15 protein-coding genes and 1 pseudogene are annotated in these 13614 nt (G+C 71.5%); 8 read left to right on the forward strand and 8 right to left on the reverse strand.

Annotation, left to right across the window (positions count from 1 at the left end; all coding sequences use genetic code 11):
* Positions 1 to 13: 13 nt before the first annotated feature.
* Complete coding sequence (locus AB0I53_RS11310; protein WP_358600058.1) at positions 14 to 829, reverse strand: HAD family hydrolase; 816 nt, start codon at positions 827 to 829, stop codon at positions 14 to 16.
* A gap of 126 nt (positions 830 to 955) precedes the next feature.
* On the opposite strand from AB0I53_RS11310, the gene AB0I53_RS11315 reads away from it, so the two are divergent.
* Both AB0I53_RS11315 and AB0I53_RS11320 read left to right on the forward strand, forming a co-directional pair.
* The gene (locus tag AB0I53_RS11315) at positions 956 to 1828 is read left to right on the forward strand and encodes an LLM class flavin-dependent oxidoreductase (RefSeq protein ID WP_358600061.1); all 873 of its coding nucleotides are present in this window, start codon (positions 956 to 958) and stop codon (positions 1826 to 1828) included.
* Positions 1829 to 1873: 45 nt separating this feature from the next.
* Positions 1874 to 2137 carry a hypothetical protein gene (locus AB0I53_RS11320; protein ID WP_358600064.1) on the forward strand — a complete coding sequence of 88 codons (264 nt, stop codon included), beginning with the start codon at positions 1874 to 1876 and terminating at the stop codon, positions 2135 to 2137.
* On the opposite strand, the gene AB0I53_RS11325 is transcribed toward AB0I53_RS11320, so the two are convergent.
* Positions 2138 to 2728: an XRE family transcriptional regulator gene (locus tag AB0I53_RS11325; RefSeq protein ID WP_358600067.1), complete on the reverse strand. Its 591-nt coding sequence runs from the start codon at positions 2726 to 2728 to the stop codon at positions 2138 to 2140. It abuts the gene before it with no gap.
* Positions 2729 to 2824: 96 nt separating this feature from the next.
* Here AB0I53_RS11325 and AB0I53_RS11330 point away from each other — a divergent pair, with 96 nt between their 5' ends.
* Positions 2825 to 3460, forward strand: coding sequence for an endonuclease (locus tag AB0I53_RS11330; protein WP_358600070.1), 636 nt, complete (start codon positions 2825 to 2827; stop codon positions 3458 to 3460).
* 84 nt (positions 3461 to 3544) lie between these two features.
* Here AB0I53_RS11330 and serS read toward each other — a convergent pair whose 3' ends face one another.
* The 3 genes from serS to AB0I53_RS11345 all read right to left on the reverse strand — a co-directional run bounded on the left by serS (position 3545) and on the right by AB0I53_RS11345 (position 6890).
* The gene (gene serS / locus AB0I53_RS11335; RefSeq protein ID WP_358600073.1) at positions 3545 to 4807 is read right to left on the reverse strand and encodes a serine--tRNA ligase; all 1263 of its coding nucleotides are present in this window, start codon (positions 4805 to 4807) and stop codon (positions 3545 to 3547) included.
* A gap of 217 nt (positions 4808 to 5024) precedes the next feature.
* On the reverse strand, positions 5025 to 6194 hold the full coding sequence (locus AB0I53_RS11340; RefSeq protein WP_358600076.1) for a glutathionylspermidine synthase family protein: 1170 nt from the start codon (positions 6192 to 6194) through the stop codon (positions 5025 to 5027).
* A gap of 3 nt (positions 6195 to 6197) precedes the next feature.
* Positions 6198 to 6890, reverse strand: coding sequence for a hypothetical protein (locus tag AB0I53_RS11345; RefSeq protein WP_358600078.1), 693 nt, complete (start codon positions 6888 to 6890; stop codon positions 6198 to 6200).
* A 117-nt stretch (positions 6891 to 7007) separates the two neighbouring features.
* Here AB0I53_RS11345 and AB0I53_RS11350 point away from each other — a divergent pair, with 117 nt between their 5' ends.
* Together AB0I53_RS11350 and AB0I53_RS11355 are read left to right on the forward strand one after the other, a co-directional pair.
* Positions 7008 to 8009, forward strand: a complete 1002-nt coding sequence (locus AB0I53_RS11350; protein WP_358600081.1) for a septum formation family protein — start codon at positions 7008 to 7010, stop codon at positions 8007 to 8009.
* Between the two features lie 25 nt (positions 8010 to 8034).
* Positions 8035 to 8385, forward strand: a complete 351-nt coding sequence (locus AB0I53_RS11355) for a metallopeptidase family protein (RefSeq protein ID WP_358600084.1) — start codon at positions 8035 to 8037, stop codon at positions 8383 to 8385.
* A 90-nt stretch (positions 8386 to 8475) separates the two neighbouring features.
* On the opposite strand, the gene AB0I53_RS11360 is transcribed toward AB0I53_RS11355, so the two are convergent.
* Both AB0I53_RS11360 and pheA read right to left on the reverse strand, forming a co-directional pair.
* Positions 8476 to 9123, reverse strand: a complete 648-nt coding sequence (locus AB0I53_RS11360) for a histidine phosphatase family protein (RefSeq protein WP_358600087.1) — start codon at positions 9121 to 9123, stop codon at positions 8476 to 8478.
* On the reverse strand, positions 9120 to 10043 hold the full coding sequence (pheA, locus tag AB0I53_RS11365; RefSeq protein ID WP_358600090.1) for a prephenate dehydratase: 924 nt from the start codon (positions 10041 to 10043) through the stop codon (positions 9120 to 9122). The genes AB0I53_RS11360 and pheA overlap by 4 nt, the downstream gene beginning before the upstream one ends.
* A gap of 228 nt (positions 10044 to 10271) precedes the next feature.
* Between pheA and AB0I53_RS11370 the strand changes: the two genes are divergently transcribed.
* The 3 genes and pseudogenes from AB0I53_RS11370 (at position 10272) to AB0I53_RS11380 (ending at position 12198) form a co-directional block, all read left to right on the forward strand.
* The gene (locus tag AB0I53_RS11370; protein WP_358600093.1) at positions 10272 to 10871 is read left to right on the forward strand and encodes a macro domain-containing protein; all 600 of its coding nucleotides are present in this window, start codon (positions 10272 to 10274) and stop codon (positions 10869 to 10871) included.
* A 104-nt stretch (positions 10872 to 10975) separates the two neighbouring features.
* Entirely contained in the window at positions 10976 to 11488 is a 513-nt protein-coding gene (locus AB0I53_RS11375) for a DoxX family protein (RefSeq protein ID WP_358600096.1), read from the forward strand.
* 69 nt (positions 11489 to 11557) lie between these two features.
* Positions 11558 to 12198: pseudogene (locus AB0I53_RS11380) on the forward strand (response regulator transcription factor).
* 39 nt (positions 12199 to 12237) lie between these two features.
* Here the strand turns inward: AB0I53_RS11380 and AB0I53_RS11385 are convergent.
* Entirely contained in the window at positions 12238 to 13395 is a 1158-nt protein-coding gene (locus AB0I53_RS11385) for a GAF domain-containing sensor histidine kinase (RefSeq protein WP_358600098.1), read from the reverse strand.
* Positions 13396 to 13614 lie beyond the last annotated feature (219 nt).

Here is a 13614-nt window from a genome sequence, read left to right on the forward strand (position 1 = left end):
TCCAAAGCCGTGGTCACCACCAGCGGGTCAGGAGTTCGGCGACGCCGTCTTCGGCGTTGGTGGCGGTGGTGACCTCGTCGGCGGCCGCCAGTGCCGCGGAGTGGGCGTTTCGCATCGCCACGCCGTGTCCCGCCCACTTCAGCATCGGCACGTCGTTCGGCATGTCGCCGAAGGCGATCACGTCCGCCTGGGCCACGCCGAGCTCCTCGGCGACCGCCGCCAGCCCGGTCGCCTTGTCCACGCCCGCCGCCGACAGCTCGATCAGCCCCGCCGTGGTCGAGTAGGTCAGCTGCAGCTGCGAGCCCAGCACCTCGCCGGCCGCCGCGGCCATCTCCGCGCTCGTCATGTGCTCGTGCAGGACCAGCAGCTTCACCGCCGGCTTGCCGGTCAGCTCGTCGGTGCCGGCCACCCGGATGTCCGAATTCGGCCACGCCTGGCGGAAACCCACCTCGGCGAGGAACTGCTCGTGCAGCCGGTCCCGCGCCCCGTCGGTGGTCCGCTCCACCGCGAAGGCGCAACCGGGCAGCTCGTGCCGCAGCTCGCGGACCACGTCGTGCAGCAGCATCGGGTCGATCACATGGCTCTGCAACACCCGATCGGCGGCCGTGTCGTAGAGCACCGCGCCGTTCGCGCACACCGCCACCCCGGACACGCCCAGCCCCTCGACCACCGTCGGCATCCAACGCGGCGGACGCCCGGTGACCAGCACGAACGGCGTTCCCGACGCCACCACCCGCTGCACCGTCCGCGCGGTTCGCGAGCTCACCCGCTCCATCGGGTCGAGCAGGGTTCCGTCCACGTCCGATGCCACCAGGCCAGGTTTGCGCACGCCGCCATCCTGCCTGGTCCCGGTGGTCGCCCGGGAGCCGAGGACCCGCCGCCGCGACCCGGGCCACGTTTTCGCATCACCTGATCGGGTCGATAAGGGGGCGGCCGTACCAGTACGGTCGACGGCGTGCGAGTTGGGATCGTGATTTTGCCCGAACACCGGTGGTGGGCCGCCGAGCCGCTGTGGCGGATGGCCGAGGAGTACGGCTTCGCCCACGCCTGGACCTACGACCACCTCGGTTGGCGGTCCCTTGTGGACAAGCCGTGGTTCGACGCGGTCCCGACGCTGACCGCGGCCGCCACGGTCACCTCGACGATCCGGCTGGGCACCCTGGTCGCGTCGCCGAACTTCCGGCACCCCGCGCACTTCGCGCGGGAGCTGACCGCGCTGGACGACATCGCCGACGGCCGCATCACGCTCGGCATCGGCGCCGGCGGCACCGGCTTCGACGCGCACGTGCTGGGGCACGCGGAGCTGACCGCCGGGCAGCGCGTCGACCGGTTCACCGAGTTCGTCGAGCTGCTCGACCAGATCCTCACCCGCGACTGCACCGACCACTCCGGGGAGTACTACACGGCCGTCCAGGCGCACCGGGCGCCCGGCTGCGTGCAGCTGCCCCGGATGCCGTTCGTGATCGCCGCCAACGGGCCGCGGTCGATGCGGCTGGTGGCCCGGTACGGCCAGGGCTGGGTGACCACCGGGCGGCAGGCCGACGACCCGGAGGCCTGGTGGCGGTCGGTCGCCGAGCTGTCGCTGCGGTTCGCCGAGGTGCTCGCCGAGCAGGGCCGGGATCCCGCGAAGGTCGACAAGTACCTTCAGGTGGACGCCGCGCCGGTGTATTCGATGTCCAGTGTGGAGCACTTCCGGGACGTGGTCGGCCGGGCCGCGGAGCTCGGTTTCACCGACGTCATCACGCATTGGCCGCGGGCCGACGAGCCCTACGCGGGCAAGGAATCCACCGTCGAGGAGATCGCCTCGGAGGTCCTCCCCGAACTGTGATCTTCCCGCAACAACTCGAGCACGCTCCGATGCACCTCACGGAGCATGCAAAGCACTGCACGGGGACGCTCCCGCCGATTCGCCGTTCTGCCGTTCGCCGCGCTCGCGTTGACCGCGCTGGTCACCGCGGGCTGCGGGCAGACGCCGGGCGGCACGGCAGCGGCGCCGCAGCCCGCGGCGGGCACCGAGCAGAGCCAGCAGACCACCGGATCCCGAACCAGAGCAGAAGAAGCGACGACCTTCTACGCCGAGTTCAAGGTCGACTCGAACGACAACATCGCCGAGGTCAAGGAGATCTGGCCGGAGTGATCAGGCCTCGCCGCGGGGCGACACCTGCAGCGTCGCCCCGACCGCGAGGAACTCCGCAGGTTCGCCGCCGAGCGCCGAGAGCCGGTGCGGAACGCGGGCGCTGAAGCTGACGCTGTCGCCGGCCCGCAAGGTCGTGGTCCCCTGGTCGAACTCGACGTGCAGCTGCCCGCTGAGCACGTAGAGCCAGTCGTGCCCCTCGTGCCGAACCGGCCGCACTCCCTCGCTGGACGGCGAAATCCGGTAACGGGCGGCGTAGAGCCCGGGGATCACCGCGCGCGGCGTCAGCACCTGAAGTGCCATGCCGTCGGTGTCGACCGTCGGCGCCTCGTCGTCGCGCAACACCATCACGGCCGGCCCCGGCTTGTTGTCGGTGAACAGCTCGGACAGCCCGACTCCCAGCGCGGTCGCCAGCTGCGCCAGCACGTCCAGGGACGGCGTCGCGTCGCCGCGCTCCACGTTCACCAGCAGCGCGACGTCCAGCCCGGCCCGCTCCGCCAGATCCGCCTGGTCCAGCCCGCGCGCCGCCCGCAACCGGCGGATCCGGTCGCCGAGACCGGCCAGTGCGAGGGCCTGCGCAGGGGTGTCCGACACGCCCCCACCATAGGTCGGGTGCCGCGGGTTCGCCGTGATCGCAGGTGTGCCCCCGGCGGCCGCCGGGTAGGCCTTGCGCGGCAGGAGGTGGTGACGATGTCGGCGAAGAACGTCGTGCAATGCCTGCTGGACGAGGCGGGCACCACCTATGCCGCCCAGGCCGGGATCTCGCTGGCGAACAAGCCCGCCCCGCTGTACCGGCTGCTGGTGCTGGCGGTGCTGATGTCCACCCGGATCAAGGCCGAGCTGGCGGTGTCGGCCGCGCGGGAACTCGCGGAGTTCGGGACGCCGCAGAAGATGTTCGACGCGACCTGGCACCAGCGGGTCGACGCGCTCGACCGAGGGCACTACGCGCGGTACGACGAGAGCACCGCCACGGCGCTCGGCAAGGGCGCGCAGCTGCTGCTCGACCGGTACCACGGGGATCTCCGGCGGATGCGCGCGAAGGCGGACGGAGACATCGACGTGCTGCAGGAGAAACTCACCGAGCTGCCCCGGCTCGGCCCGGTGGGCGCGGACATCTACTGCCGCGAGGTGCAGCTGGTGTGGCCCGAGCTCCGGCCGTACTTCGACAAGAAGGCGTTGGCGGGCGCGGAGAAGCTCGGCCTGCCGACCGATCCGGACCGGCTCGCGAGCCTCGTCGAAGGGCACGAGCTCGCCCGCCTGGCGGCCGCCCTGGTGCGGGCGACGCTGGACCGCGGCCTCGCCGCGGAGATCACCAAAGCGGCCTGAACTTGCTGGTCAAGGCCCGTGAGCGTTTTGGGGCGCGATGGCACCCCAAAACGCTCACGGGCACTCACCTGGCGAAACAGGCGATCACTTGGGTTCGAGGACCTCGCGGCCGCCGAGGAACGGGCGCAGCGCCTCCGGCACCCGCACCGAGCCGTCCGGCTGCTGGTGGTTCTCCAGGATCGCGACGATCCAGCGGGTGGTGGCCAGCGTGCCGTTGAGCGTGGCGGCGATCTGCGGGCGGCCGTCCTCGTCGCGGTAGCGGGTGTTCAGCCGCCGCGCCTGGAACGTGGTGCAGTTCGACGTCGAGGTCAGCTCGCGGTACGTCTGCTGGCTCGGCACCCACGCCTCGCAGTCGAACTTGCGGGCCGCGCTGGAGCCGAGGTCCCCCGCCGCCGTGTCGATCACCCGGTAGGGCACCTCGATCTTGGCGAGCATCTCCTCTTCCCACGCCAGCAGCCGCTGGTGCTCGTCGCGGGCCTCGTCCTCCCGGCAGTAGACGAACATCTCCAGCTTGTTGAACTGGTGCACGCGGATGATGCCGCGGGTGTCCCGGCCGTAGGAACCGGCCTCCCTGCGGAAGCACGTCGACCAGCCCGCGTAGCGCAGCGGCCCGGCGGCGAGGTCGACGATCTCGCCCGCGTGGTAGCCCGCCAGCGGGACCTCGGAGGTGCCGACCAGGTAGAGGTCGTCCTCCTCCAGCCGGTAAACCTCGGTGGAGTGCGCGCCGAGGAACCCGGTGCCCTCCATGATCTCCGGGCGCACCAGCACCGGCGGCACGACCAGCGTGAAATCGGCGGCGGCGGCCTGCGCGGCGGCCATGTTCAGCAGCGCCAGCTCCAGCTGCGCGCCGATACCGGTCAGGAAGTAGAACCGGGCGCCGGCGACCTTCGCGCCGCGCTCCATGTCGAAGGCGCCGAGCGCGGTGCCCAGCTCGACGTGGTCCTTGACCTCGAAGTCGAATTCCCGCGGCACGCCGACGTGCTTGAGCACGGCGTAGTCGTCCTCGCCGCCCGGCGGCACGTCGGGCTCGACGATGTTGGAGACGGCCTTCTGCGCCCGCAGCAGCTCCTCGTCGGAGGCCGACTGCTCCGCCTCGGCCTCCTTGACCTGGGCGGCGAGCTCCTTGGCCCGGGCCAGCAGGGCGTCGCGCTCCTCGCCCTTGGCCTTGCCGACCTGCTTGCCCAGCTGCTTCTGCTCCGCGCGCAGGTTGTCCGCCCGGGACACCGCGGACCTGCGACGCTCGGCGGCGGACAGCAGCGCGTCCACCAGGGACGCGTCTTCTCCTCGCGCGCGCTGCGAAGCGCGCACCGCTTCCGGATCATCGCGTAGCGTCTTCAGGTCGATCACAGCTGGTCAGCGTAGCCGCACACCGAACCTCCCCAAGCGCGCGGGGTGGGTTCGGACGCAATTTCACGAGAAATTGGCATTCACCCGGGTGACGGTCAAATTCTCGCGAAATTGGCATCTCCCCAGGGCAAGGCACGAGGCAACTGCGGAGGGTGACGCCAGCCGTCACCCTGGGGCAGCGCAATTTCACGAGAAATTGCGCATCCTCTGGGTGAGGTCAGGCGGTGCCGGGGATCCGGTGCGGGACGAAGGCCGCCCCGTCGTCGGTGATCAGGCCCGCCGTCTCTCGGATGCCCAGGCCCGCCGAGGAGTCCCCGACGATCCAGGCACCGAGGGCCGGGCGCATCCCGTCGAACTCCGGCAGCGGGTCGAACGCCTGGTAGACGTAACCCTCCTCGCCGTACACGCCGCCCGTCTCGGTCTCCCAGCCCGGCGCGACGACCTGGATGTTGTTGCCCTCGCGGCCCAGGCGGGGCTTGCGCACGTACTCCGTCAGCAGCCCGGGCTGGTCCAGGAACGTGGGCAGCAGGTTCGGGTGCCCCGGGTGCATCTCCCACAGGATCGCCAGCAGCGCCTTGTTGGACAGCAGCATCTTCCACAGCGGTTCGACCCACTGCGTGGCCGGCAGCGTCTTGACGGCGTGCTTGCCGAAGTCCTCGTCGACCATCCACTCCCAGGGGTAGATCTTGACGACGGAGTTCATCGGCGCTTCTTCCAGATCGACGAAGCGCTCCAGCAGGCTGTCCCAGCCGATCTCCTCGATGGGCAGGCCCACGGTGTCCAGCCCGGCCTCCGCGGCGGTCTCCTGCAGGTAGGCCGCGGTGATGTTGTCCTCGCCGCTGACATCGGCGGACGACCAGGTGAAGTGCACCTCGTTGGTGGCCAGCTGCTCGGTGATCTCGCCCCAGCGCTCGACGAGCTTCTCGTGGATGGAGTTCCACTGGTCGTCGCCCTCGTGGCACTCGGTCAGCCAGTGCCACTGCACGACCGCCGCCTCCAGCAGCGACGTCGGGGTGTCGGCGTTGTACTCCAGCAGCTTCGCCGGGCCGGTGCCGTCGTAGCGCAGATCGAATCGGCCGTACAGGTGCGGATCGTGCCGCTTCCAGGAGTCGGCGATGTGCGGCCAGACCCACTCCGGGATGCCGAAGTCCTTGTAGCGCTCGGTGAGGATGACGTGGTCTACGGCGTCCAGGCACATCGAGTGCAGCAGCTCGACGTCCGCCTCCAGCGACAGCACCTCGTCGAGGCTGAACTCGTAGTGCGCGCTCTCGTCCCAGTAGGGCCGCGCCGTGCCGTCAGCCGCGCGCGCGGGCGTGCCGAAGACGAGCCCGAGCTCCTCGACCTTGGCCTGCCAGTCCGGTCGTCGTGCCGTGGTCCTGCGCCGCACTCGTCAGCTCCCGCTACTGCCGCTCTTGTTGTTGATGCCGAACCCACCGCGCTGGATGGTCTTGCCGCTGGAGTCCTTGATCGTCGAGCCGGACGGCTTGGTGAAGGACGATCCGGACGCAGGCGAGCCGACCGGCGGCGCCGACACACCGGCCGGCGTGTAGGCGTAGCGGTAGGAGTTGTAGCCTCCGATCCCGCCACCGGGCAGGAAGATCGGCATGAAGAACATCCCGCCGTTGTGGTAGCCCTGGTGGGTGTTCACGTAGTTCTCGTCGCAGAACTGGTCCTGATCACGGGTGCCGGGCTGGCCGGACTGGTCCGTGGCGCAGTACTCCTGGGAGGCGTTGGCCTCGTTGCTGATCTCGGACGCCGTGTACATCGCGGCCACCAAGGCCACGACGCCGACCGTCGCGCCGCCGCCGATCATGATGCGGCGCCGCTTCTTCGTCTTCGCCTCCGCCGCCGCGAGCTCGGCCCAGTGCTGCTCCTCGCGGCGCTTCTCCGCGGCGATGCGGGCGCGCTGCTCGGCCAGCGTCGGCTCGCGCGGAGTCGTGCTCTCGTCCTGGTGCCGGATCCGACCGCGCCCCGCCGCCTCGGGCGGCACCGGCTCCGTCGGTTGTTCCGGCGTGCCCGGCGGGTTCCCCCCGCCCCACTGCGGCCGGTCGTCGTCTGCCACTGGCTTGCCATCTTCCGTCATAGCCCCACTCCCGAACGCAACATTACCTATCGTGGCGACGCGGCCGGCAACGAATCGGTTCCGAACATCTGAGATGGTGTCGCGCATTCCAGCACGCGGCGAGGCATCATGTGATCGATGGCAGCGCCCGATTCCCCTCCCAGACCCGGCCGGAACAAGCCCAACACCCGGCTCGTGATGATCTCGGCTGCCATCGGCGCCCTGCTGATCCTGGTGGTCAGCGCGGCGCTGAACTGGCCGACCGGCGGCGAACCCGGCGTCGGCGGGTCCGGCAGGATCGGCTCGGCGCCGGCGCCGGAGGTGGTGTTCGAGGCCGCCGCGGGCGAGTGCTTGAACTGGACCGAGCCCGACGCCGCCGACATCCGCAAGGTCACCTGTAACGAACCCCACCTCTTCCAGGTCACCGGCAGCGCGGAGCTGGGCACCGAGTTCGGCCCCACCGCCCCGTTCCCGAACACCGAGCAGTGGCAGCAGCTCAAGCAGCAGCACTGCACCGAGGTGTCGAAGCAGTTCCTGTCGAACCGGTTCGATCCGCACGGCCGGTTCAGCGTGGGCGCGTTCACGCCGAGCGAGGAGGGCTGGGGCGACGCCGACCGGACGCTGCACTGCGGCATCCAGCAGCCCGGGCCGTCCGGCAAGCTCTACCCGATCACCGGCAGCGCGGCCAACACGGACCAGTCCAACGTCTACCCGGTCGACCGCTGCCTGGGCATCAACGGCACGGCCGTGTGGGACCCGGTGGACTGCGCCCGGCCGCACGCGGTGGAGATCACCGGCCTGGTCAACCTCGGCGAGCAGTTCCCCGGCGGCTACCCGGAGGAGAAGCCCCAGGACGACTTCCTGGCGACCAGGTGCGAGGAGCTGACCGGGCAGTACGCGGGCGGCCCGACGGTCGCCAAGGACAAGGGCCTGGTCGTCTACTGGGACACGCTGGCGCTGGAGAGCTGGGACGCCGGATCGCGGCAGGTCAACTGCAAGGTCAGCGCGCAGCTGCCGGACGGCAGCGGGCTCGCGCCGGTGACCGGCAGCGTCAAGGGGCAGGTGCAGGTCGGCAAGGAACCGGCGCCGAAGGACACCGCGCCGATCGAGCCGGGCGTGCCCGCGACCGAACCCCGCTGACGCCGCGGTGCGGTAGAACGGGGTCATGCCGGTGGAGATGACCCGAGTCCGGTTCGAGGAGCTCGTGGCCGACGCCCTCGACCTGCTGCCCGCGGAGTTCGCAGCGGCGATGAACAACGTCGTGGTGCTGGTGGAGGACGCCAACCCCGAGGATCCGTCGCTGCTGGGGCTGTACGAGGGCATCGCGTTGACCGAGCGGGACAGCACCTACAGCGGCGTGCTGCCGGACCGGATCACGATCTACCGCGAACCGCTGCTGGACATGTGCGCGGACGAGGAAGAAGTGGTCGACGAGGTGGCCGTGACGGTAGTTCACGAGATTGCGCACCACTTCGGCATCGACGACGACAAGCTCCACACCCTCGGCTGGGGCTGACCGTTCCGCCTGGTAGGCACCCGTGCGTGTTTTGTGCTGCTATCGCGACACGAAACACGCACGGCACCTGAGCAGCGGAAACGCTTCGGATCAGGGCGTGTCGAGGCCGTCCCAGGAGAGGCAGCGCCAGCCCGTTCGGGCGTCCGGGTCGGCTTCGAGGACGATCACGCCCGTGTTCGGCAGGTACGCCTCGTTGCCCCGGGCGCCCTCGATGTTCGACGCCAGCGCGCCCGCCACGAGCCGCAGCATCGCGCCGTGGCTGACCAGCGCCACCGCACCGTCGCCGGCGCCGTCGATGGCGCTGCGCGCCCCGCCGACGAACCGGGTCAGCGCCTCGCGGCCGGTTTCCCCGCCGGGCATCGGCACGTCGAGCCGCCCGGCGTGCCAGTTCGCGTAGACGTCGTCGAAGATTTGCAGCGCCTCGTGGTCGCCGCGGCCCTCCAGATCGCCGACGTAGACCTCGTGCGTTCCGTCGACGACCTCGATCGGCAGCCGGTGCCGCTGCGCCAGCGGCTGCGCCGTCTGCTGCGCGCGCACCGCGCGGCTCGCGTGCACCGAGATGATCTTCTCGTCGGCCAGCCGCTCGGCCAGCCGGGCCGCCTGCTGCTGGCCCAGCTCGGTCAGGCCGGGGCCCGGCGGCAGCGTGTCGAGCAAGTGCGACACGTTGGCCGGTGTTTGCCCGTGGCGGGCCAGGATCAGGCGCAATCCGGTCGGCGCTGCCAGCATTGACTCGGTCATGCCAACCGCCCCGCCCGGATGTCGTCGAGCCACTTCGCGGAAACCTGGAACGCCTGCTCCGACGCCGACGGGCGAACGCCGGCCGGCGAGCGGTCCGCCTTCGGGTAGGAACCGAGGAACCAGACGGTGCTGCAGCGGCGGTGCAGCGCGGTCAGCGCGTCGCCGATCCGGGCGTCCGCGACGTGCCCGTCGAAGTCGAGGAAGAACCGGTACTCGCCGAACCGCTCGCGCAGCGGCCGGGACTCGATGCGGCTGAGGTTGATGCCGCGCAGCGACAGCTCGGCCAGCATCTCGGCCAGCGTGCCGACCTCGTCGCTGATCACCGCGCAAACCGACGTCCGGTCCGCGCCGGTGGGCTCCGGCAGCGCGCCGGGCCGGCGGACCAGCAGGAAGCGGGTCACCGCGTCGCGCACGTCGGCGACGCCGCCGGCGAGCCGCACCAGCGACGGGTAGTGCTCGATGGCCACCGGCGCGGAGATCGCCGCGTCGAACTCGCCGGCCGCCACCGCGGCCGCCCCGGCTGCGGTGGAGCTGGCGGCGTGGACGCTGGCGCCCGGCAGGTTCTCGGCCAGCCAGCTGCGGACCTGGGCGAGCGCGTGCGGGTGGCTCGCGACGGTGCCGATCTCGGACATCGCGATGCCGGGCCGGGCCAGCAGGTCGAACTGCACCGGCAGCACGGCCTCCTGCACAGCGACCAGCGGATCGTCGGTGGTCAGCGCGTCCAGCGTGGCCGGCACCGAGCCTTCGACGGAGTTCTCCACCGGCACCCCGGCGGCCAGCACGTCACCGTTGCGCACGGCGGCCAGGGCCAGCGGCACGGTCTCGAAGGGCACGAGTTCGGCGTCGAAACCACCGGTCAGCTGCCGGGTGGCCTGTTCGGTGAAGGTGCCCGGCGGGCCGAGATACGCGATTTGTGGCACCCGCCCAGCCTAAGAGGAGACGCGCCCGGCATGCGGGCAGGTGCCAGTGGCGCAACCGCGGCCCCCGGAAGCCGGACCGGCGCTCGTCCGGATGCGCGGTCGGGTTGGGTCGGTTTTCCGAGTTCCGCGCCGCCCACGTCATCCGGCGGGTCGGGCACACCGGCGAATCGGCCGAGGTGTGACCTACCCGATGCCACCGCGCCGCGCATTCCTGCGATGCTGTGAGGCGTGACCGCAGATTCGGGGCGCTCAGCGGATGGAGCGAAGCCGGAGCTGCAGCTCGTCCTCTGCGCGCTGGACGAGCCGCTGGCCGCCGCCTGGCACGACATCGCCGACAGCCGAGCCGGCCTCACCGTTCACCAGGGCTCGGTGCTCGACCTGCAGGTCGACGCGGTGGTGAGCCCGGCGAACTCCTATGGCTGGATGCGCGGCGGCATCGACGCCGTGTACGCCCGCACCTTCCCCGAGGTGGAGGAGCAGGTCCGCAGCGCGGTGCTCGCCTACCACGGCGGCGAGCTGCCGGTCGGCGAGGCGTTGCTGGTGCCCACCGGCGCCCCGAACCCGATCTGGCTGATCAGCGCTCCCACCATGCGGGAACCCGGCGAGCGGCTGCCCGCCGACACGGTGCACCCCTACCTCGCGGCGCGGGCCGTGCTGCGGCTCTGGGCGAGCGCGGTCCTGGAGAACGGCACGCCGGTCCGGCACGTGGCCCGGTCCGTCGCGATGCCCGGCCTGGGCACCGGCGTCGGCGGGGTGTCGCCGGAGCTGTGCGCGCGGCAGGTCGCCGCGGCGTGGGACGAGGTGTTCGCCCGCGTCGACCAGCTCTGAGGAGCCGCCCCGCGCGGTTCGCCCGGCGGTGCGGATGATCAGGCGGAGCCGGATCCGAGTGAGTACCGTCGAGCGCACCGGCCGACCACCCAGGAGGTCCTCAGATGCTCATTCGCCGTTTGGCCCGGCCGATGCTCGCCGCGATCTTCATCTACGGCGGGATCGGGGCGTTGCGTGATGCGCCGAGCCACGCAAAGGCCGCCGCACCGCTGCTGGAGAAGACGACGGCACCGCTCAAGGACTCGCTTCCCGAGCGGTTCCCGACCGATCCGGAAACGCTGGTGCGCATCGACGGCGCGGTGAAGATCGGCGCCGGAACCCTGCTGGCGATCGGCAGGTTCCCGCGGCTGGCCGCGCTGCTGCTCGCCGGGAGCGTCGTGCCCACCACGCTGGCCGCGCACGCATTCTGGGAGATCGACGACCCGCAGGAACGCGCCAACCAGCAGATTCACTTCCTCAAGAACGTCGGGCTGCTCGGCGGGCTGCTGATCACCGCGGTCGACACCGGCGGCAAGCCGTCCGTCGGCTACCGGGCGAAGCGCCGCGCGCGCAAGGTCGCCGCGCACACCCACCAGACGGTCGGCGTGGTCAAGGGCGCGGCGAAGGTCAAGAAGTAGCCGCGTTTTCCCGGTTGTCAGGCAACCCTCAGCTCGTCGCCCGCCGAGTACGTACGTAGCGTGGGGCTTGTGCCAGTGAGGGTCCTGCTAGTCGATGATCATGAGGTGGTCCGGCGCGGGCTCCGCGACCTGCTGGACACCGAGGACGACGTGGAGATCGTGGCGGAGGCCGGCGGCGTCGGCGAAGCCCTGGTGCGCGCGCAGGCGACCGAGCCGGACGTCGCGGTCATCGACATGCGGCTGCCCGACGGCGACGGCCTGGAGCTGTGCCGCAAGCTGCGCGCCCTGCCCGAGCCGCCGTACTGCCTCGTGCTCACCGCCTTCGACGACGAGCAGGCGCTGGTCGGCGCGATCAACGCCGGTGCGTCCGGCTATCTGTTGAAGCAGGTGCGCGGGCAGGACCTGGTCAACGCGGTGCGCGAGGTCGCGGCCGGGCGATCGCTGCTGGATCCGATCACCACCGGCCGGGTGCTGGCGCGGCTGCGCAGTCCACCAGCCCCGAACCGGACGAGCTCGCGGCGCTGACCGAGCGGGAGCGCAAGGTGCTGGAGCTGATCGGCGAGGGGCTGACGAATCGGCAGATCGCCGAGCGGCTGTTCCTGGCGGAGAAGACGGTGAAGAACTACGTGACCTCGGTGCTGGCGAAGCTCGGCATGGAGCGCCGCACCCAGGCTGCGGCGTGGGTCGCCCGCCGCCAGAGCCAGAGCTGACCGCAGGCGGCTTCGAGCGCTTCGCCTGGAGACGCCGTCTCAGGTGGCTGCCGTCAGCGGTACTTCCCAGGTGACCGTGGTGCCGCTGTCCGGGGAAGACGTGATCACGCAGCGGCCGCCCGCCGCGACCGCGCGCTCTTCGAGGTTGCGCAGGCCGCGCTTGCTCACGTCGCGGGGAATTCCGCAGCCGTCATCCACCACCTGCAGCAACAGCCCCGAATCCGAGCGCCGCACCCGCACCAGCACGGTCTGCGCGCCGGCGTGCCGGACCACGTTGGACAGCGCTTCGCGAAGCGCGGCCCGGGCGTGGTCGGCCACCGGCACCGGCACGTCGCTGAAGTCGCCGTCGATCTCCAACCGCGGCGGCCGCCCCAGCAGCTCACCGGCGATCTGCACCTCGGAGCGCATCGAGTCGTCGAGCGCGGGCGCGTGAGCCGTGTCTTCCGGGTCCGCCGAGCGCAGCGTGCGGGCAGTGGCGCGGACCTCGGCGATCGCCTGGTCGATCTGCTCCATCGTCTCGGCCAGCCGGGCGGCGTCGGGGGTGTCGAGGCGGCCGGACAGCCGCCGCTCCAGGACCTCCAGCTGCACTCCGGTGGCGTAGAGCCGCTGCACGATCACGTCGTGCAGGTCGCGCGCGATGCGCTCCCGCTCCTGGTAGACGGCGATGCGCTGGCGCGCCGTGGAGCCCTCCGCGAGCACCAGCGCGAGCCCGGCCTGCGCCGCGAACGAGGTCAGCACGTCCACCGCGACCCGGGTGAAGGTGCTGGCCCCGCGCCGCCGGTAGACGGCGAGCGCGCCGAGCCGCCGCTCGCGGGTGCCGAACGGCGCGACCGCGAACGGGCCGTAAACCCGCAGCGCGGCAGGGACGTAAGGGGCGGTGAGCGGATCGTCGATCAGGTCGTCGACGACGACCGGAACGCCGCTGCGGGCGACCCGCGCCGCTGCCGAACGCGACGACAGGACGGTGCCGACCGGGTCGGCGAGCGGGCCGGTCGCGGTGGGCGCGCCGTAGGCGGCCTCGACGGTCAGGCGGCCGTCGTCGGCTCGCACGGTGACGACGCCGAGGTCGGCCTCCGCGAGTTCGGCGGCGCGGCGGACGACCAGCGGGAGGACGGCCTCCGGATCTTCGGCGGACAGCGCCAGCCGGGTGATCTCGGTGGACGCCGCCAGCATGCGCCTGGCGAGGGTGGAATCCATGTCATGCACGAGGCTATAGCTCCCGCGAGCGCGAAGTCGGGTCCGGACGACGCAGGTCACAGCCCATCCGCCGCCCAGGCCCGGCCGGCGCGGCGTTCCCGCAGGCCCGGGGCCGTGAGTACTTTGGGCTGCTATCGCGACCCCTCGCCGCCGCGCTGTGCCGCAACTCCGTCGGTGCCCAGCAAATCGCCCAGCCGCGCGGAATCCGCGCCGGGACTC

Origin of the sequence: Saccharopolyspora sp. NPDC050389, from assembly GCF_040655595.1 — a bacterium.
In the GTDB taxonomy this organism is placed as follows: Bacteria; Actinomycetota; Actinomycetes; order Mycobacteriales; family Pseudonocardiaceae; genus Saccharopolyspora.